The organism is Pseudarthrobacter sp. fls2-241-R2A-127 (genome assembly GCF_030209355.1).
In the GTDB taxonomy this organism is placed as follows: Bacteria; Actinomycetota; Actinomycetes; order Actinomycetales; family Micrococcaceae; genus Arthrobacter.
The window spans coordinates 1-19615 of record NZ_JARVSF010000033.1 but is presented as its reverse complement, the minus strand read 5'-3'; the positions used below and the strand labels follow the sequence as shown (position 1 = coordinate 19615).

Below are 19615 nucleotides of genomic sequence, written 5' to 3'. Positions count from 1 at the left end.
GCAAACCACCCATCAGCAGGTGCAACCAACCTACTGACTGAGTACACCTAGGGGCCGTTTCGGGGAGTGCGCCAACCGTCCCGGGCCAGTCCCCCGGTTCGCGGCGACCCAGGCGGCCATGATGCCCGGCTAAGCTAAGTCACTCAGCACTTGATACCCGGAAGGCATCATGTTCACGTTCGACCAGTTGGCCGGTTTCATCGCCGTAGCAGAGGAACTGCACTTCGGCCGGGCAGCCGAACGCCTGAACATGACGCAGCCTCCCCTGAGCCGGCAGATCCAAAAGCTCGAAAAGATCGTCGGGGCCGAGCTCCTGGAGCGGGACAACCGGAAAGTGGAGCTCACCTCCGCCGGACGGACGTTCCTGGACGAGGCCCGCCGGCTCATGGCGCTGGCCGAGCGCGCACCGGCAACAGCCCGCCGGATCGCGTCCGGACGTTCGGGGGTCCTCCGGATCGGCTTCACGGCAGCCAGCGGCTTCAGCATTCTGGGCCCGGTACTGGACGAACTGTCGCGCATCATCCCGGACGTCGACATCGAACTGCACGAACTGGTCACCGGCGAGCAGTTGACGGGGCTGCTGACCGGCGAACTGGACCTGGGCCTCGCCCGCCCGCCCTTCGACCAGGCCACCTTTGACTCGCGCCTGCTTTACCGGGAGTCAATGGTGCTGGCAGTACCCGAAGGGCACCCGCTCTTCCTGCTGGACCGGCCCGTCACCGCCGACGATCTCAACGACGAGCCGCTGATCATGCACTCGCCCACCCAGGCCCGGTACTTCTACGACCTCGTCGTGCGCATGTTCCCCGTCCGGCACGCCAACGTGGTGCACACGGTCAGCCAGATCCTCACCATGGTGTCCCTGGTGGCCGCGAAGCGCGGCCTGGCATTTGTTCCGCACTCGGCCACCACACTGGGCATCCACGGCGTCGGGTTCCTTCCGCTGGAGGGCGGGAACCGAGGGCAGGTGGAACTGCATGCCTTGTGGAACCGGCGGATCACCAACCCGGCACTCTCCCGGCTGCTGCGGGACCTGGGATTCGCCATGGAGTAACCTTCCCTCCCCGCCGGTCGTTCGGGCCGGCCATGGGGAAGGACGGCCGTCCATCATGCCGCAAAGGTATCATAGCATCCGAAAATGCACTTGGACAGGCATCGGAAAGGGTCCCTACGCTGGAACGAACCATCCAGCCTGCCGCCCGCGGCACACACACCGGAGGACCCCGTGGCAAAATACACACCCCAGGAACTGGCGGACAAGCTCAAAGAAGGCCTGCTCTCGTTTCCCGTGACCTCCTTCGACGCGACCCTGCAGTTCGACGAAGAGAACTACCGCAAGCACCTCGCGTGGCAGGCAAGCTTCCCTGTGGCCGGCCTCTTCGCTGCGGGTGGCACCGGCGAAGGCTTCTCCCTCACTCCCGCAGAATCGGAACGGGTGGTGCGCACCGCCGTCGACGAAGTGGGAGCCCGGGTCACCGTGCTGGCATCGGCCGGCGGGTCCACCGCCCAGGCCATCGAAAACGCCAAGGCGGCCGAAGCCGCCGGCGCCGAAGGCATCCTGCTCCTGCCCCCGTACCTGACCGAAGCAGACCAGGCCGGCCTGGCGGAGCACGTCAGCGCCGTATGCCGGGCAACGTCGCTGGGCGTCATCATCTACAACCGCGCCAACGCCATCTACAAGGACACCACCGTGGCAGCGCTGGCCGAACGGCACCGGAACCTGATCGGATTCAAGGACGGCGTGGGAGACCTGGAACACGACGCACGGGTCTACGCCAAGCTCGGCGACCGGCTCTTCTACCTGGGCGGCCTGCCCACCGCCGAAACGTTCGCCTTGCCGCTGCTGCAGCTCGGCATGAGCACCTACTCCAGCGCGATGTACAACTTCGTCCCCCAGTTTGCGCTGGACTTCTACCAGGACGTCCGCAACAACGACCGCGCCGCCGTCAACAAGAAGCTCAACGAGTTCGTGATCCCCTACCTGGACATCCGGGACCGCGTGAAAGGCTACTCGGTGTCCATCGTCAAGGGCGGCCTGGACGCAATCGGCCGTTCAGCGGGGCCGGTGCGCACCCCGCTGCAGAACCTTGCCCCGCAGGACCTCGCGGACCTCAAGGCCCTGATAGCCGCCCTTTCCTGACCCTCAAGAACACCACTCCCAGCACAGGAGAAACCCATGACCCTCACCGGACATTCACTCATCGCCGGCCGGACGGTTGCCGGCGAAGGCAAGACCACCACAGGCTTCAACCCCGCCACCAACCAGGCGCTGGAACCGACCTATTCCCTGCTCACCGCGGACCAGCTCACGGCCGCCACGTCCGCAGCCAAAGCGGCGTTCCCGTCCTTCAGCGCCCTGGACCCGGAACCCCACGCCGCATTCCTGGAAGCCATCGCGGACAACATCGAGGCCATCGGGGATGAACTCATCACCCGTGCCGTGCAGGAAACGGGTCTTCCGGCCGCAAGGTTGCAGGGCGAGCGCGCCCGCACCACCGGCCAGTTGCGGCTGTTCGCCGGCGTGGTCCGCAAGGGCGATTTCCGCGGCGTCCGGATCGACCCCGCCCTCCCCGGCCGCACGCCGCTTCCCCGGGCCGACATCCGCCAGCGCCAGATCCCGCTGGGCCCCGTGGCAGTGTTTGGCGCCAGCAACTTCCCGCTGGCCTTTTCGACGGCGGGCGGAGACACGGCCTCGGCCCTCGCCGCGGGCTGCCCGGTGGTCTTCAAAGCCCACAACGCCCACCCCGGCACCAGCGAACTCGTCGGCCAGGCCCTCGCCAAGGCCGTCAAGGACGCGGGCCTGCACCCCGGGGTCTTCTCGCTGGTTTACGGTCCGGGCGCCGACATTGGCCAGGCGCTGGTTGCCGACCCCGCCATCAAGGCCGTCGGTTTCACCGGTTCCCGGACCGGCGGCACCGCCCTGATGCGCACGGCGGCCGGCCGTCCGGAACCCATCCCGGTCTACGCTGAAATGTCCTCGGTCAACCCTGTTTTCGTCTTCGAAGGCGCCCTCACAGGTGACGTCGACGCCCTCGCCCAGCAGTACGTCGCCGCGGTTACTGGCAGCTCGGGCCAGCTCTGCACCTCCCCGGGCATGCTGTTCGCCCCCGCAGGCGAGGCCGGGGACAAACTCGCTGCCGCCATCGGACGCGCTGTCGCCGCCAGCGCCGGGCAGACCATGCTCACGGAGGGAATCGCCGCATCCTGGAATACCGGAACGGAAGCACTCGGTTCGGCGGCCGGCGTCGAACTGATCGGCCAGGGCACCCCGGGCCCCACCGAAAACGCCCCCGCCCCGGCCATCTTCGGCACTGGCGTGGAGCAATTCGCCACCAACGACGTCCTGCACCAGGAGATCTTCGGCGCCGCGTCCCTGGTGATCCGCTACGCCGGTATCGAGGACCTGCTGCAGGCGGCTTCCCGGATCGAGGGCCAGCTCACCGCCACGCTGCAGCTGACGGAAAGTGACTATCCGGAAGCCGCACGGCTGCTGCCTGTCCTCGAACAGAAGGTGGGACGCATCCTGGTCAACAGCTGGCCGACCGGTGTGGAAGTAGGCCACGCCATGGTCCATGGCGGCCCCTTCCCCGCCACTTCCGACGCCCGCACCACCTCCGTGGGAACCCTGGCCATCAACCGCTTCCTGCGCCCGGTGGCCTACCAGAACCTGCCCCAGGAACTGCTCCCCGAAGCCCTACAGGACACCAACCCCTGGCACCTCAACCGCCGCATCGACGGCGAGGTTGCCCCCGCAGAAAAGTCGGCCGTGGCGGGCGCGTAACCCTACGCGCCCGTTATTACCAGGGCCACGCTGTGGCCGCCGAAGCCGAAGGCATTCACCAGTCCTGCCGGGGCATACCCGGACGGAAGCTGGTGGCTGCTCTCGGTGACGACGTTGAGGTCCACGTCGGGGTCCTGCTCTTCAACGTTCAGCGTCCCGGGCAGCTGTCCCGTCCGGAGGGCTTCGAGGACAACGACGGCGGCCAGCGCACCGGCGCCGCCCAACAGGTGGCCGGTGTGACCCTTCGTGGACGTGACGGGCACGTCGGCGCCGAAGACGGCGTTGATGGCCTGGCCTTCCAGCCGGTCGCCGACGGGCGTGGAGGTGGCATGCGCGTGGACGAACCCGATGTCCTGCGGCTGCATCCGGGCCGAGTCCAGTGCCTTCTGCATGACCCGGCGCTGCATGGCCGGATCCGCGGCCACAATGTCGTTGGCGTCAGACGTCACCGCTCCCCCGGCAACGGCACCAAGGAGTGCGGCGCCCCGGGCACGTGCGTGTGCCTCGCTCTCCAGCACCACCACGGCGGCGCCCTCCGCGAGCACAAACCCGTCCCGGCCGCCGTCGAACGGGCGGGAGGCGCGCTGCGGATCGCCGGCCCGCGTGGACAGGGCGCGGATCTGCGAAAAACCGCTGATCACGAGGTCGTTCACCGAGGCGTCCACGCCGCCGGCAATCACGACGTCGGCCGCGCCGGAGCGGATCAGCTCGGCTGCCTGGACAATCGCCTCAGCCCCGGACGCGCAGGCGCTGACGGGCGTCCGGGCGCCCCCGCGGGCGCCGAGGTCGATGGACACCCAGGCGGCCGGACCGTTGACCATGAGCCTGGTGAGGGTGTGCGGGGAAACCTTGCGCGGCCCGGACTCGTTCAGCGTGCGGTCCTGCTCGATGGTGGAGCCAAGGCCACCGTAGGCGGAACCGATCACCACGGCGAAGCGCTCGGGATCCACGTCCGGGGCGCCGGCCTGCGCCCACGCCTCCCGTGCCGCCACCAGTGCCAGCTGGCCGCAGCGGTCCATCCGCTTCATTTCGCGGGTGCTGAGGTGCTCCGAAAGATCGGCGGTGACCTGCCCGGCGATCTTCACCGGCAACTGGTCCGCCCAGTCCTGCGTCAGCGCCGCAATCCCGGAGCGCCCGTCCAGCAAGGCCTCCCAGGTGTCCTTGACGGTGGAACCGAGCGGATTGATGGTGCCGGCGCCGGTCACCACGGCGCGGAGGGCAGGAGTGTTCACGGGTGCCCTTACTTCGCCGGGTTGTGCGTGCCGATAGGCAGCAACGTCAGGTCCGGGTGGTTCTTCTCGATCCGGCGCAGCGCCCAGACGTCGTTGAACAAGGCGAGGTATTCGCCGTCGGACCGCAGGAGCACCTCCGCGCCGGGGACGTTGGCAAGGGCGGGCATGGCATCCGCCGTCGAGATCCGGGCCAGGGAGTACGGCAGGCGTTCCAGGCGCATGGGGGCGCTGAAGTCGTGCGCCATGCGGTCCTCCACCACCTCGAACTGCATGGGCCCGACGGCGGCAAGCACCGGCGCCTGGTCCCCGCGGAGGTCGGAGCGGAGCAGCTGGATGACCCCCTCATGCTCAAGCTGTTCGATGCCGCGGCGGAACTGCTTGAACTTGCTGGGGTCCTTGGACCGCGCCACCTGGAAGTGTTCCGGAGCGAAGAGCGGGATGGCCGGGTATTCCACCGGTTCCTCAAGGAACAGGCTGTCGCCCACCCGCAGGGAGGAGGCGTTGACCAGGCCAACCACATCCCCGGGGTAGGCCTCGTCGATAACTTCGCGTTCGCGGCCGAAGACCTGCTGCGCGTACTTGGTGGCGAAGGATTTGCCGGTGCGGGTCTGGGTGACCACCATTCCCCGCTCGAAGACGCCTGAGCAGACGCGGATGAAGGCCACATGGTCGCGGTGTGCCTTGTTCATGCCGGCCTGGACCTTGAACACGAAGCCGGAGAACGGTGCTTCCACCGCGCGGGGGGTGCCGTCGATGTCAGGCCGGGGCGCGGCGGGCGGGGCGAAGTCCACCAGGGCGTCCAGCAGTTCCTTGACGCCGAAGTTGAGTGCTGCAGAGCTGAACAGGATGGGGGTGGCCTTGCCCGCATGGAAGGCGTCAACGTCGAACTCAAGGTTGGATTCGATGACCAGCCCGGCTTCATCCAGGGCGTCGGACCAGTTGCTGCCCTGGTTTTCGGCTGCCTCCTCTGGCGTGAAGTACTCCGTGATGGCGATCTGGGCGCCGGCGTTGTTGCGCTGGAACCGGGCGAAGCGGTCGTTGCGGAGGTCCCAGACGCCGCGGAAATCGCCCGAGATGCCCACGGCCCAGGTCAGCGGCATTGGCTGCAGGCCGGTGCGTTCGGTAATTTCATCCATCAGCGCCAGGGCGTCCAGGCCCGGGCGGTCCCACTTGTTGATGACGGTGATGATGGGCAGGTTGCGCTGCTTGCAGACCTCGAAGAGCTTCATGGTCTGGGTTTCCAGGCCCTTGGCGGCGTCCACCAGCATCACGGCACAGTCGACGGCGGCCAGGACGCGGTAGGTGTCCTCGGAGAAGTCGGCGTGGCCGGGGGTGTCCAGCAGGTTGATGACGGTATCGCGGTAGGAGAACTGCAACGCCGCCGAGCTGATGGAGATGCCGCGGTCCTTTTCCATCTGCATCCAGTCCGAGACCGTTTCCCTGCGGTTGGCCTTGCCGCTGGAGGCGCCGGCCGTGCCAATGACCTTCGCGTGCAGCGCCAGCGCTTCGGTGAGCGTGGACTTGCCAGCGTCCGGGTGCGAAATGACAGCGAAGGTCCTGCGGCGGCCCGCTTCCTTATGAATCTCGGAGATCCGGGCGGGGGTCAGGACATCTTGGGACACGGTGCTACTTTCGCTGCGGTTATGGCTGCCCAGGGGCCTGTCGGGTAGTGCGCTGCGACTCAAGGGCGGGGAATGTCATTGGCAAGCGGCCAAAGTACAAGTTTATCGCAGGGCCGCAAACGCGACCCGTCCCGCTTAACGAGCGCGAAACCGGACGTTCAAGGCCACGAAATGCGCACCGGCTAGCTTGGCCGGATGATGCACGGTCCCACCTTCTCCGGCAACCTCTTCTTCGATCCGCTGGCCACCAGCCTCGGCAGCAACCCCATGGCAGGCCTGGCAACCGCCGGGACTGCCGGGCCCGATCCGGCCCGGCACCCCGGGGCGCCGCGGAAACGCGGGGTCCAGTCGGCGGACGAACACAGGGCGCTTCGGGCAGCTTCCCTCTCCAAAGTCAGCAGTGACCTGGAGCGGATGCTCAGGGAGCGTAAACGCTGAAGTTTCCACCATCGTGCCGCGGGAACGGCATGATGTGTTCATGCGCAGCATCGAGTTGGTCTTCGATGGCCCCACCGATTCCCTGGTCAGGGCCGACTGGGCACGGCTTGCGGCCGCCGGCCTCCCGAGCCTGGCGGCGCACTCCTCCCCCAGCAACAGCCCGCATATCACGCTGGCTGCAGGCGCTGGGCTGGAGGCCGGGCCGGATGGCCCCTGGGAGCAGTTGCCCCTGGACGTGACGTTTTCGGGCGCTATCGTTTTCCCAGCGGGGACGGGGAAGTACGTCCTTGCCCGGTCGGTCCTGCTGGATCCGGCCCTCCTGGACCTGCACCGCGCGTTGCACCGTGATGTGTCCGGAGCGCTTCCGCTGACGCGTCCCGGGGCCTGGACGCCGCACGTCACCATTGCCCGCCGCATCGGCGGGCCCCAGCTCGGAACAGCGATGGACCTGCTGGACTTGCGTGTCGAGGGCCGGTGCACGGGCGCCAGGCTCTGGGACGGGAGCACCAGGACCGTGACGCCCCTGGGCAGCGGATCATCCTGAGCAGGGCCCGGCGCCCAGGTCGGCGGGCGGGAAAATGCCCTCCCCGGCGCTTCCCCGGCGGCCACTTTCCCGGCTGTTCCGGGCACCCCCTAATGGGGTACTTTGGGGCTTGTCCGTGCGGAAGTAGCGTTTCTTACCCCTATCATTGAGCTTGCGGGAATCAGCGCACTTTTTGATCCTGCCGGCCAACTGCGGATGCCGGCATTCCCGCTGTCGGCAGTCCGCACCTTTGAAGGGAACTACCTATGGCGCGGAGCCCCGAAGAATCCCTGCGGGCCACTCTGGGCAGGGTGGCCCCCGGAACGCCCCTCCGCGACGGCCTCGAACGCATCCTCCGCGGGCGTACCGGTGCGCTGATCGTCCTGGGCTCTGACCGGACCATCGACTCCATTTGCTCCGGCGGCTTCGATATCGGGATCGAGTTCTCGCCCACCCGGCTGCGCGAGCTTGCCAAGATGGACGGCGCCATCATCTGCGACAAGGACGCCGGCAACATCCTGCGGGCAGCCGTCCAGCTGGTCCCGGACTCAAGCATCGAAACGCAGGAATCCGGAACCCGCCACCGCACGGCGGAACGGGTGGCCAAGCAGACCGGCGTCCCCGTGATCTCAGTGAGCCAGTCCATGCAGATCATCGCCCTCTACGTCAACGGCCTGCGGCACGTCCTGGAGGGGTCCGAAAACGTCCTGGCCCGCGCCAACCAGGCCCTTGCCACCCTTGAGCGCTACCGCGCCCGGCTGGACCAGGTCACCAGCTCGCTCTCGGCCCTGGAAATCGAGGCGATGGTGACGGTCCGGGACGTGGCCGTGACCTTGCAGCGGCAGGAAATGGTCCGCCGCATCTCGGAGGAAATCTCCCAGTACGTCCTGGAACTCGGTGAGGACGGCCGGCTGCTTTCCCTCCAGCTCGACGAGCTCACCGTGGGCCGGGGCCCCGGCAGCGACGTGATCATCCGCGACTACGCCAGCCCCAATGCCTCCGCGGAGGACATCGAGAAGGCCGTCAGCGAACTGGTGAACCTGGGGCCAACCGAATTGATCGACCTGGGCAAAATTTCGGCGATCGTGGGATTCGCCGGCGGCGAGGCCAATCTCGATGCCGTCGTGCAGCCGCGCGGCTACCGGCTGCTGTCCGGCCTGAAGGCTGTTCCCAAAGCCGTGGCCGACCGCCTGGTGGACCATTTCGGTGGCCTGCAGTTCCTGATGGCCGCCACCATTGATGACCTCATGACTGTTGACGGCATCGGTGACCAGCGTGCCCGCACCGTCCGCGAAGGCCTGAGCCGGATGGCCGAAGCGAGCCTCCTGGACCGCTTCCTCTAGGCACTCCCCACCGGCTCCCGCGCACCGCAAACCCCACTACTAAACCCATCGACTGCTGAGCACTTGTCGTTTTCAGCCCCCAAAACGACAAGTACGGAGCAATCGATGGACGGTGGGGTCAGTTCAGCTGGAAGACGGCTTTCGGACTGGCGCGCGAGCCCAGTTTCGCGGTGAAGACGTAGTACGCCCCGCCACCGCCCGGTGCCGCCGAGACGGCCTTGCAGCCATCGGCGCTGCGGTTCCGGCCCCATGGGAAATTGGCAGTTTCGCTGGCGCCCGGGGCAATGACCTTCTCCAGGTCCTCGCTTGACGCCTGGCAGTCCTTGGAGGAGAAGATCCGGTCCGAGCCGCTGGTGACCAGGAACTCCATTTGCGAGGTTCCGATGTTCACTTCGCAGGGCACGGTTCCACCGTTGGTGACCTTCAGCGTGAGCATCGGGTTCTCCCCCGGACCGTAGGCGGCCTTGTCCGTTGATGCCGTCACCGTCACCAGGTTCTGGTCGCACGTGGGTGTGGCGGCGGCAGTGGGCGTCGGAGTGGCTGAGGGAGTGGCGGAGGGCGTCTCGGACGGGGCGGCGGACGGCGTCGGGGAGGCCACCGGGTCAGCGGCGGAAGGTTGGGTGGAGGAAGCCTGCTGGGAGCGGCCCTTGAAAGCAGCGGCCAGGGCGAAGCCGCCCACCACCAGGGCGATCACCAGGAGCAGGGCCCCGCCGGCCACCAGCCGGCGGCGCTTGTACACGGCGGGGCTCGGTTTCCGGGCGCTGCTGGAACCGGATGCCGTGCCGCGTGCTGATGAATTGCCTTGCCTGCCCATCCTCCTAGGCTAGGGAACGCCCCAGGTTCTGCACCGCCACCACGCCGCCGGGCCGCCATCGCTCTGGTCACAACCGGTTTTCAGCGTCCCGGAAGCCATCAACTACAGTGTTGGCATCGACACTCAAACCACCTCCACCACCCCGGCCATGCCCGGCCCGGATGATCTGCGGCAGCTCCATCACCGGATCAACGGCTGGTTTGCCGGCATCGCCCGCGACCTTCCCTGGCGCGAGCCCGACTGTTCCCCCTGGGGCGTGCTGGTCAGCGAGATCATGCTGCAGCAGACCCCCGTGGTGCGGGTGCTTCCCGTCTGGCACGAGTGGCTCAAACGCTGGCCCACCCCGGCCGGCCTGGCCGGGGAGCCCGCGGGAGAGGCGGTGCGGTCCTGGGGCCGGCTGGGCTACCCCCGGCGGGCGCTGCGGCTTCACGCCGCGGCCACGGCAATCGTCCAGGAGCACGGCGGCAAGGTCCCGGACACCTACACAGACCTGTTGGCCCTCCCCGGCGTGGGCAGCTACACGGCCGCGGCGGTTGCCGCCTTCGCGTTCGGCCGCCGGGAAACCGTGGTGGATACCAACATCCGCCGGGTGCATGCACGGCTGGTCTCCGGGACCGCCCTCCCCGCCCCAGCGCTGACCGCGGCGGAGATGCGCCTGGCGGCGGCACTACTACCGGACGACGACGAGACCTCAGTGCGCTGGAACGCTGCGGTCATGGAGTTGGGGGCGCTGGTATGCACGGCCCGGGCACCCAAGTGCGCCGCATGCCCGGTGAAAGACTCCTGCGCTTGGCTCGCGGCGGGTGAGCCGCCGCCGTCGTATGTTCCCAAGGGCCAGGCCTGGCACGGTACCGACCGGCAGGTCCGCGGCGCCGTCATGGCCGTCCTGCGGCTGGCTGATGCACCCGTGCCACCGGAGATGTTCCAGCGCGAACCCGCCGACCTCGGTTTTGCCCCGGAAGGCATCGGCGTGCCGCTGGCCACCCTGCACCGGCTCAACTCCGCACCCGAACAGCTGGAACGGGCGCTGGCCGGGCTGGTCGCGGACGGACTGGCAGAGATGCACGACGGCGGTTACCGGCTCCCGTCCTGACGTACCCGGTACGCCGGACGGGGATGGCATACTTCTTGGTGACCGGAACCGGGGGAAGCCATGAAGATCATTCTGTATATCGTGTGGGCACTGTTCGTAGCCGCGGCCATAGTGGCGCTGGTGCGCTCCATGCGCAAAACCAGGCAGCAACAACAGCAGATGGCGGCCTGGCCCAAGACCCAGGCCACGGTGACCGGGAGCGCCACCGGCTGGACCAGCGGCGTGGGCGGTTCCAACCGGAACCTCCGCTACTTCCCCACCTACCAGTTCACGGACCCGCAGGGCACCCTCTTCATGGGCAAGTCCGAAGTCTCCCTGGCCGAGCAGCCGGTGCCGGGATCGTTCCTGAAGGTGGCGTACAACCCGTCGGATCCCAACGAGTCGCTCCAGGTGTCAACGGAGCCGCGGACCGTCATGGGCTGCCTGATCGCATTCTTCGCCGTCTTTGCCATTGCCCTGTTCTGGTTCATCGGAATTTTCCCGCTCGGCTGAGGGAGCGGCACGTAACGATGTTGCCGCCAATCCTGCAGGCACCGCGCTGCGATGCACCCTGCGGACTTAGCCTGAAAGCATGGGCAGGCCCGGGCTCCTCTTGGCTTTGATCACCACCACGGTGTTCCTGCCTGCGTGCGAACCCGCCCCTGTCGCCTGCCCGGCAATCGCACAGGCCACCGCCGTCGCGGTCACCATCACACCGGACTACGCTCCCCGGGTCGGCAGCCTGCATCTTCGCGCCTGCCAGGACGGTTCGTGCAAGGAGGGGGACCTGGAACTGCGTCCCGGCAGCACCCCGGTCGATCAGGGCTGCGCCGCTGAAACCTGCTCCGCCACGGCCTCGCCCGACGGCACCGCTGTGGGGATGCTCATGCTGGATACCTTGACGGAATCACCCATGGTCCTCACGGCCTCCGGCACCGCCACCGACGGCTCCGCATTGCCCGCGCGGACCCTCGAATTCCACCCGCAGGCGGCTTATCCCTTCGGGAAGCAATGCGGGAAGTTCGTTTCGGCATCGGTCACGCTGGACAGCTCGGGGCTGCATCCGCGGGCCTGAGCCCCGCGACTGGAAGAACGGCTAGAAGAGTGCCGGCTGGCTGAAGGGTTCGCCTGCCGAGGCATCGGGCGAAGCACCGCTGTCCACCGGTTCAGCGCTCCATTCGAACCCAAGTTCCGCGAGCAACTCCTCCACGGAGATCTGGCCGTCCAGCACTTCGATATCCGGGGAGTTGTCTGCAAGCGGCCGTTCCATGGCATTGAGCTTATTGCCAGGAAAGGGCGCAGGGCTCCGGAACACACCGCGGAACACGTGATTGGAGCGTCACGGTTCACCGAAGCCGGACTGCACCAAGGCGCTTACGTAACTCACGGCCCGTTCGGCGTCCGTGCCCCAGGCTTCAACGTGCAGCACCGACCCCTTGCCGGCGCCCAGGGTCATCAGGCCTGTCATGGAGGCGCCGTCCACCCCGTTGATGGTCACTTCAGCGTCCAGGGAGGACAGGCCGCCTGCCATTTTCGCCGCAGGCCGGGCGTGCATGCCGGCCAGGTTTACCAGTTCGAAGTCGCCGGTGCAGTCCGGCGGCGCGCCCCCGCCCGGCCGGTCACCGGCGGCGTCCGCAGAACCCGGCTCCTGACGGCGGGCCGGCCCCAACGCCGCCTCCGCGGCATCCTTGACTGCCCGTACATCCGCCCCGCCCTGGGCAGCCACCGCTGCGGCCACCAAGCCTTCCACCAGGGGGGCATCCGCCAACAGGACGCCTTCGGGATCACCCAGGAACTCGAGTGCCGATTCGGCGGTCATGACGGCGGATCCCAGGTCCGTGAGGACCACTGCCCCATCCCCGCCGGCCTGCTCCAGGGCGGCGAGGACTTTGTCCAGGCTGGTACCGATCCTGCCGTCGTCGGTGCCCCCGGCAGCGAGAAGCACCACGCCAGGTGCCATCTGGGCGGCAAGTTCTATGGCGCCGTCGGCAATCTTTGCGCTGTGGGACACCACCACGATGCTTACGGTCACGCAGCAGCCCCGACTGCCGCACGGAGGATCAGGGCGCTGGACACGGCGCCGGGATCCCGGTGCCCGGCACTTCGTTCACCCAGGTAACTGGCGCGGCCCTTGCGGGCAATGAGCGGATCGGTGGCAACGGCACCGGCCTCGGCAGCTTCCGCCGCCGCCACGAGGACGCCAAGGAGGTCCGCGCTGCCGCCGTCCGCGGCGGCACGGGCAGCGTCAACCGCAGGTGTCCAGGCGTCCACCATCGTCTTGTCCCCGGGCTCCGCCTTCCCGCGCGCCACGATCCCGTCCCGGGCGGCTGCCAGCGCATCGGCCCAGGTGGAGGGCTCAATCTCAGCGGCATCACCCACAGCAGTGGCGGCGCGCAGGAACGCGGTGCCGTAGAGGGGGCCGGCAGCACCGCCAACCTTGGACATGAGGGTCATTGCCGTCATCTTCAGGGCCGCGCCGGGAGTCTCCGGCGTGGATTCGCCGAGCTTGGCCAGGACAGCCTGGAAGCCCCGGTCCATGTTCTCGCCGTGGTCCGAGTCGCCGATGGCCCTGTCCAGTTCGATCAGTTCCACCCGGTGCTCGGCCATGGCCTGTGCGCAGAGGGTCAGCCATTTCACGGCCCAGCCCGCATCCAGCACCATGGTTTACATTCCCCAGCGCAGGGCAGCGGTGTGGACCGGAGCGTCCCACAGTTCGGTCATTTGGTCATCGAGCCTGAGCACCGTGATGGAGCAGCCCTGCATCTCCAGTGCGGTGATGTAGTTGCCCACCAGTGAACGCTCCACCGTGGCGCCGGCCTCGGCCAGCACCTGGACGGCCCGCCGGTACACGATGTAGAGCTCGCTCAGCGGGGTGCCGCCCATGCCGTTGACGAACAGCAGCACCTTGTCCCCGGCGGTGATGCCCAGGTCGGCAAGCACGGGTTCGAGCAGGCGGTTGGTGATGCTGTCTGCGTTTTCCATGGGGATTTTGTGCCGGCCCGGCTCGCCATGGATGCCGATGCCGATTTCGATCTCGTCGTCGGCAAGGTCGAAGCTCGGGGTACCGGCATGGGGAACGGTGCAGGCCGACAGCGCCACGCCCATGGTCCTGACGTTGGCATTGACCTTCTCGGCCACGGCGGCCACGGCATCGAGGTCGTCGCCGCGTTCCGCTGCGGCTCCGGCGATTTTTTCCACCAGGACCGTGCCGCCCACTCCACGCCTGCCGGCTGTGTAGAGCGAGTCCTCCACTGCGACGTCGTCGTTGACCAGGACGGTGCGGACGCTGATTCCTTCGGCCTCGGCGAGCTCGGCCGCCGTCTCGAAGTTCAGGACGTCGCCCGTGTAGTTCTTGACGATGTGCACCACGCCGGCACCTGAGTTGACCGCCTCGGTGGCCGGAAGGATCTGGTCCGGCGTAGGCGAGGTGAATACGGCCCCCGGCACGGCGGCGTCGAGCATCCCTTTCCCCACATAGCCGGCGTGCAGTGGCTCGTGGCCGCTGCCTCCGCCGGAAACCAGCCCCACCTTGCCGGCCACAGGCGCATCCTTGCGCGTGATGTAGGTGGGGTCCTCGCTGACCGTGACGAGTTCGGCGTAGGCCAGGCCAAACCCCTGGACGGCTTCCTCGACGACGGATCTGGGATCGTTGATGAGTTTCTTCATGGCGGGGCTCCTGGCTGCGCTCCTGGAGGATGTGTTTTTCGACCCTACTACCGGGGCTGCCGCCGGCGGTAGGTTCGTCCGTCTCCGTTTTCCCCGGACACCGGCCCCGGACGCAGCAAAGGGACAGCCCCCAATGACTGTCCCTTTCCTGAGGCCCCCCATATCCGGCCGTGGATAGTTTATCCATCAATTCGAATAATGCAAAGACGGGTCATCGCCTCCCCGCCGGGACGCCGTTCAGAGAATGCGGATCATCCGGGTGTTGCCCAAGGTGTTCGGCTTGACGCGTGCCAGGTCAAGGAATTCGGCAACGCCTTCGTCGTGGGAGCGCAGGAGCTCCGAGTACACTTCCGGGTCCACCGCCGACTGATCGGCCATCACTTCGAAGCCATGCCGCTTGAAGAAATCCACCTCGAACGTAAGGCAGAAGACCCGGGCCACGCCGAGGGCCCGGGCCTCCTCCAACAGGTCCTCCACCAGGACATGCCCCACGCCTTTGCCCCGCCATTCCCCGGAGGCTGCGAGGGTGCGGATTTCGGCAAGGTCCTCCCACATGACATGGAGCGCCCCGCAGCCGATCATTTCGCCATCGCTGGACTCGGCGATCCGGAACTCCTGGAGGCTCTCGTAGTAAGCCACGGTCTCCTTCGCCATCAGGATGCGTTCCTCGGCCAACGGCGCCACAAGCTTCTTGATGGCCGGGACGTCGCTGGTGCGGGCAGGGCGGATATGGAAGGAGTCAGTCACAAAGCCATCCTACGAGGCGAAGGCTTTCGGCTCGGTGACTGCGGCATTTCCCGCGTGCTCGCTCGTTCCTCGCTTGGACGCACGCTACGTAAATGCCCCAGCCCCCTTCACCTCGGCGTCTTTCCCATCGAGCGATGATTTGTGCCTCTTGACGGAAAACTAGAGGCCAAGTTCTGCCGGCAGGGGCCGCTCCTGGCCCAGGACGTTCCTGGCCAGGAACCACTCCACCACCTGGTACCAGACCTTGGCGTGCTGGGGTTGGAGGATCCAGTGGTTCTCGTCCGGGAAGTACAGGAACCGGTGTGGCGTCTGCCCCTCGTCGTCCGCGGCCAGCCTGGACTTGGACAGCAACTCGTACCAGAGGCGCAGGCCCTCGCCGATGGGCACGCGGTAGTCCTTGTCGCCATGGATCACCAGCATGGGGGTGCTGATGTTTTCCACGTGGAGATGCGGGGAGTTCTCCCGCGCCATCTCCTCGGTCATTTCCTTCAGCCAGTACTGCGAGGCATCCGTGGTGGGGCCAAACTGGTCCAGGGCCCACAGGCTGGCGTGGGTGACCACCGCCTTGAACCGGTCCGTGTTGCCCGCCACCCAGTTGGCCATGTAGCCGCCAAAGGAGCCCCCCATCGCAGCGGTCCGCGTCTGGTCGATGTCCGGGCGTTCCACGGCGGCGTCCGTGACGGCCATGAGGTCGGTGAACGGCGCCTTGCCCCACGAACCCCAGCCGCGCTGGATATACGACTGGCCGTACCCGGTGGATAAGGCCGGATCCGGGAGCAGGACGGCGTAGCCCCTGGCCGTCAGGAGCCAGGGGTTCCAGCGCCAGGTCCAGGCGTTCCAGGAGCCCAGCGGACCGCCGTGGATCCAAAGCAGAAGCGGCGCCGGGGACTCGGCAGAGGCACCCTCGGGCAGTGCCAGGTACGCGGGGACGCGTGAACCGTCGGACGCGGTGGCTGCGATGCGCTCGAGCCGCCCGGGGTACGCCGGGCGTTCGGCCGGGGCGGGCAGGCGGGTGGTTTCCCCGGTGGCCAGGTCAATGCGCACGGCCTCGGCAGGGAACGCATACGAGCTGCGGAGGGCGTAGGCGTGACGCCCCTCAGGCGAGATGACGACGTCGGTATAAGCCGCGGCGTCCTGCGTCACCCGGCTGACGCCCACCTGCGCGGCAGCGGACGGAACACTGATCCGGAAAATGGGCGAGGCGCCGTCGTCGTCAGCCGTGACAAGGATGGCCGAGCCGTCTGGAAGCCAGGCCGCGGGCTTGGCCCAGCGGTCCCAGTCGGGGGCGAGGGGCTGCAAGCCGGCGGCGCTGTCGACGGCGGCCCCACCGGACACGTCGAGCAGGTGCAGTTTGATCTCGGGCGCCCGGTGCGGGGTCGAGTCGGATTCGCTGACCACCACGAGCGTCCTGCCGTCAGGGCTGACCGGCCCCGGAAAGTAGCTCATGCCCTCGTGGTCCAGCAGCACCTTGAGGCCGCCCGAGGCCACATCGACAGCCACCAGGGCGGACCGGCTGTCCGCCCTGGCGAGGGGCCGGGTGTAACTGCTGTAGATGGTCTTCCCGTCCGGGCTGGCCACGGTTTCCGCTTCGCGCAGCCGGGGACCGGCGTCTGGAGTGAGGTTGCGAAGGGCCAAGGGAGCGGTGGCGTCAACCGTGGCGGGCTTGCCGGGCGCCTGGTCCTCCCCCGGCTCCACCGCAAAGATGCGCGGCTGGGCCGGCCCCAGGTCCGCGTCCCAGTAGCGGACCGGGTATTCGCTGTGCAGGATGGCCGAGACCTTCTTGTCCTTCCGGGACTTGCGCCGCTCGGCGTCGTCGCCTTCGTCGGCGGATCCGGCCAGGACCTCCGCCGTCACGAAGGCTGCGTCGGCGTCCCTGGCCGTCATGATGCGGCTGATGCCGCCGGCTCGGCTGAGGACCACCCGGGCCTCGCCGCCGTCGGCCGGAAGCATCCAGAGCGCATTGACCGGCTCCTCGTCCGGGCTGTCCGGGTCCGGCCGTGCGGAGGTGAAGTACACGTCACCGTTGGCCGCGAAGGCGGCACCCGCTTCGCCCTTGGCGCTGCGGGTGATGCGACGGGCGTGTTTCTGCCCTGCGGGGTCCAGCTCCCACAGCGCCGTGGCGAATTCGGTGCCCTTGCCGTTCAGGGTGCTGACGGTGGTAACCAGCCGCGAGCCGTCCGGGCTCAAGGCCAGGCCGCTTACCCGTGGGATGGAGAGATAGTGGTCGAGGTCGTGGAAGGAGGTCGGTGGTTGCTCATCCGGGATCACCGGTTCCAAGTTAGCCATGCCCCGATTCAACACGGTTTGTGCCGCCGGTCACAACGCGAAAGCCCCGCCGCTCCTTGTGAACTGGTCCCCGAAAGTTGGACTCGCAAATACGATGTCATCACTTTAGCTGCTAGCGATCGACTAGGCGGCGACGGTTCTTTCCTGAGTGCGATGGAACTGTCGCCGCCTAGTCGTATGCGCTCAGCGATGTGTCGTGGAGCAGGTGGCGTATTTTTGGGTGTTCTCACTGGCGCTTTGGTCAACTACGCTCTGCCTAATGGAGCCCTTGGACCAGCGCAGCTCGGCCGTCATGCAGTCCGCTAGCCACAACCACCAGGGCACTGACTGCTGTTGGCGTGTGAGGGGGATGTTTTGACTCGGCGATCCAAATGGATATGGGTAGTCACGGTAATCGCGCCTTGTGCAGGGGCGCTTGTGGGGTTTCTTTTGGGCGGGCAGAACGGGGCCCTCGTGGGTTTTAGTTCGGCCCTCGCGCCCATCATTGTGATGCATATCGGACTGAGAACCGAACCCCGCGGCGCCTCAAAATCTTTGAGGGAGGAAAGATCTAAGGACGTGGACTGATCAAGGAACCGGCTCAAATCCCCCGGGATCAACCGGGTGCCCGGACCCGGACGATGAATTTATCGGCAGATTCACGCAGCGCTGGCCGCTGCACGGTACTGAACGGGGCTTAGGCCGTTGAGCCGCATGGAGATTCTTTCGTGGTTGTACCAATGAATGTATTGGTGCAGAGCTGCAGTCAGGGCGGCAGCGTTAATGAATCGAACGCGGTGGTAGAGCTCTTCCTTAAGATGGCCGAAGAAATTCTCCATGACCGCATTGTCATAGCAGTTGGCTTTGCGGGACATCGATTGGATCGCGCCAGCGTTCGTCAGGAGTAAGCGCCAAGAGGTGTGCTGGTATTGGAATCCCTGGTCAGAGTGCACGAGTGGCTTCTGCCCATCCCCCAACATAGCCAATGCGCCGCGCAGTGACGAGTTCGTCAGCTCCAGATTCGGCGAAGCTCCGAGGGAGTACGAGATGATCTGTCTGTCGAATAGGTCCATAACCGGTGAGAGGTAGAGTTTGCTGTCGCCCACGCTGAATTCGGTTACATCGGTCACCCATTTTTGATTCGGTGCATCCGATTCGAATTGGCGTTTCAACAGGTTCGGTGCAACAACGCCTTGCTCGCCTTGGTAGGAGCTGTAGCGCTTCCTGCGCCGAACTTTGCAGGCCAGCTGCAGTGAGCGCATCAGCTTCAGTACGGTCTTCTTGGCCACTGTCCAGCCTTGCTTGAGTAGTTCGACATGGACACGGCGGTGCCCGTACCGGGAACAGCTCTTCTGAAAGATGCTCGCGACGGCGGCCTTGAGGTCTGCTTGTGGATCAGGGGCCAGGAGTCGAGCTTGGTGATAAAAGAACGTGGACCGGGGAAGGCGGGCAACGTCCAACAGGACTTCCAACCGGTGTTCAGCCTTGAGAGCGATGACAGCGCGGACCTTTAACGCTGTACCTTGTCCCTCAAGGCGTTTACTTTTCCCAGGAATGCCACCTCAGCCCGCAAGCGCTCATTCTCGCGGCGCAACCGTTGCAGCTCCGACTCCGGCTCCGCCGCCTGGGAAAGTGACTTCGGACGGCCCGGTGATTTCGGGCGCAACCCGTCTTCACCCTCGTTGCGGTATGTCCGTGTCCACTTCTTGATCAGATCGGGTGAGGAGAGCTGGAGCTCCTTCGCCAGGGCGACCTGACTCTCACCCGACTGAAACCGGCGCACCGCGGCGAGCTTGAACTCAAACGTGAACTTCCGCTTGGTGGATTTGGTCACTAGCGCCGTACCTCCGCGAACTCTCCAAAGGTTGTAGATGCGGTACACAGCCTTTGAGCGAACCCCCAGGCTCGTCGCCGCTGACTTCGGACCCCAACCAATTTCGAACAAGGCTACCGCGGCCTCGCGTTGTTCCTCAGATAGCGAACTACTGTCCTGCATAAAGCTGCTCCCCGAAAGTAAGGACTGATTTTGTCAGTCCAACTTTCGGGGAGCAGTTCAGATTCAGTTTCGACTTCCGGGGAGCAGTTTTGCGTTCAAGTAGTTCTTTGTCGGCC

At 66.6% G+C, this 19615-nt stretch carries 18 protein-coding genes and 1 pseudogene; 9 read left to right on the top strand and 10 right to left on the bottom strand.

Features of this window, described 5'->3' with window-relative positions; all coding sequences use genetic code 11:
• Positions 1-169 precede the first annotated feature (169 nt).
• The 3 genes from QRN53_RS18280 to QRN53_RS18270 all read left to right on the top strand — a co-directional run bounded on the left by QRN53_RS18280 (position 170) and on the right by QRN53_RS18270 (position 3781).
• On the top strand, positions 170-1054 hold the full coding sequence (locus QRN53_RS18280; RefSeq protein WP_285245228.1) for a LysR family transcriptional regulator: 885 nt from the start codon (positions 170-172) through the stop codon (positions 1052-1054).
• A gap of 171 nt (positions 1055-1225) precedes the next feature.
• Positions 1226-2140 (top strand): 5-dehydro-4-deoxyglucarate dehydratase, encoded by a 915-nt coding sequence (gene kdgD / locus QRN53_RS18275; RefSeq protein ID WP_285245227.1) that lies wholly within the window; start codon positions 1226-1228, stop codon positions 2138-2140.
• Between the two features lie 36 nt (positions 2141-2176).
• Positions 2177-3781: an aldehyde dehydrogenase (NADP(+)) gene (locus tag QRN53_RS18270; protein ID WP_285245226.1), complete on the top strand. Its 1605-nt coding sequence runs from the start codon at positions 2177-2179 to the stop codon at positions 3779-3781.
• Between the two features lie 2 nt (positions 3782-3783).
• Here the strand turns inward: QRN53_RS18270 and QRN53_RS18265 are convergent, their stop codons facing one another.
• Together QRN53_RS18265 and QRN53_RS18260 are read right to left on the bottom strand one after the other, a co-directional pair.
• Positions 3784-5013 (bottom strand): beta-ketoacyl-[acyl-carrier-protein] synthase family protein, encoded by a 1230-nt coding sequence (locus tag QRN53_RS18265; protein WP_285245225.1) that lies wholly within the window; start codon positions 5011-5013, stop codon positions 3784-3786.
• A gap of 8 nt (positions 5014-5021) precedes the next feature.
• Positions 5022-6635, bottom strand: a complete 1614-nt coding sequence (locus tag QRN53_RS18260; protein ID WP_285245224.1) for a peptide chain release factor 3 — start codon at positions 6633-6635, stop codon at positions 5022-5024.
• Positions 6636-6830: 195 nt separating this feature from the next.
• Here QRN53_RS18260 and QRN53_RS18255 point away from each other — a divergent pair, with 195 nt between their 5' ends.
• From QRN53_RS18255 to disA, 3 genes are all read left to right on the top strand, one after another.
• The gene (locus tag QRN53_RS18255) at positions 6831-7073 is read left to right on the top strand and encodes a hypothetical protein (RefSeq protein WP_285245223.1); all 243 of its coding nucleotides are present in this window, start codon (positions 6831-6833) and stop codon (positions 7071-7073) included.
• Between the two features lie 40 nt (positions 7074-7113).
• Entirely contained in the window at positions 7114-7617 is a 504-nt protein-coding gene (locus QRN53_RS18250; protein ID WP_285245222.1) for a 2'-5' RNA ligase family protein, read from the top strand.
• 245 nt (positions 7618-7862) lie between these two features.
• Positions 7863-8939, top strand: a complete 1077-nt coding sequence (gene disA, locus QRN53_RS18245; protein WP_018763186.1) for a DNA integrity scanning diadenylate cyclase DisA — start codon at positions 7863-7865, stop codon at positions 8937-8939.
• Between the two features lie 118 nt (positions 8940-9057).
• On the opposite strand, the gene QRN53_RS18240 is transcribed toward disA, so the two are convergent.
• On the bottom strand, positions 9058-9753 hold the full coding sequence (locus QRN53_RS18240) for a hypothetical protein (RefSeq protein WP_285245221.1): 696 nt from the start codon (positions 9751-9753) through the stop codon (positions 9058-9060).
• A 148-nt stretch (positions 9754-9901) separates the two neighbouring features.
• Between QRN53_RS18240 and QRN53_RS18235 the strand changes: the two genes are divergently transcribed.
• From QRN53_RS18235 to QRN53_RS18225, 3 genes are all read left to right on the top strand, one after another.
• Positions 9902-10846, top strand: coding sequence for an iron-sulfur binding domain-containing protein (locus tag QRN53_RS18235; protein WP_285245220.1), 945 nt, complete (start codon positions 9902-9904; stop codon positions 10844-10846).
• Positions 10847-10906: 60 nt separating this feature from the next.
• Complete coding sequence (locus QRN53_RS18230) at positions 10907-11338, top strand: DUF3592 domain-containing protein (protein ID WP_285245219.1); 432 nt, start codon at positions 10907-10909, stop codon at positions 11336-11338.
• A gap of 79 nt (positions 11339-11417) precedes the next feature.
• A complete protein-coding gene (locus QRN53_RS18225) occupies positions 11418-11900 on the top strand; it encodes a hypothetical protein (protein WP_285245218.1) in 483 nt (160 codons plus the stop codon).
• Between the two features lie 21 nt (positions 11901-11921).
• Here the strand turns inward: QRN53_RS18225 and QRN53_RS18220 are convergent, their stop codons facing one another.
• The 7 genes and pseudogenes from QRN53_RS18220 to QRN53_RS21860 form a co-directional block, all read right to left on the bottom strand.
• Positions 11922-12095: a hypothetical protein gene (locus QRN53_RS18220; RefSeq protein ID WP_285245217.1), complete on the bottom strand. Its 174-nt coding sequence runs from the start codon at positions 12093-12095 to the stop codon at positions 11922-11924.
• 69 nt (positions 12096-12164) lie between these two features.
• Positions 12165-12857 carry a dihydroxyacetone kinase phosphoryl donor subunit DhaM gene (dhaM, locus tag QRN53_RS18215; protein ID WP_285245216.1) on the bottom strand — a complete coding sequence of 231 codons (693 nt, stop codon included), beginning with the start codon at positions 12855-12857 and terminating at the stop codon, positions 12165-12167.
• On the bottom strand, positions 12854-13486 hold the full coding sequence (dhaL, locus tag QRN53_RS18210) for a dihydroxyacetone kinase subunit DhaL (protein ID WP_285245215.1): 633 nt from the start codon (positions 13484-13486) through the stop codon (positions 12854-12856). Before dhaL ends, dhaM begins: the two co-directional genes overlap by 4 nt.
• 3 nt (positions 13487-13489) lie before the next feature.
• Positions 13490-14491, bottom strand: a complete 1002-nt coding sequence (dhaK, locus tag QRN53_RS18205; protein ID WP_285245214.1) for a dihydroxyacetone kinase subunit DhaK — start codon at positions 14489-14491, stop codon at positions 13490-13492.
• 237 nt (positions 14492-14728) lie between these two features.
• Positions 14729-15238, bottom strand: a complete 510-nt coding sequence (locus QRN53_RS18200; protein WP_285245213.1) for an amino-acid N-acetyltransferase — start codon at positions 15236-15238, stop codon at positions 14729-14731.
• 159 nt (positions 15239-15397) lie between these two features.
• On the bottom strand, positions 15398-17524 hold the full coding sequence (locus tag QRN53_RS18195) for a S9 family peptidase (protein ID WP_285245212.1): 2127 nt from the start codon (positions 17522-17524) through the stop codon (positions 15398-15400).
• A 638-nt stretch (positions 17525-18162) separates the two neighbouring features.
• Positions 18163-19438, bottom strand: a pseudogene (locus tag QRN53_RS21860) (IS3 family transposase).
• Positions 19439-19615: the final 177 nt, after the last annotated feature.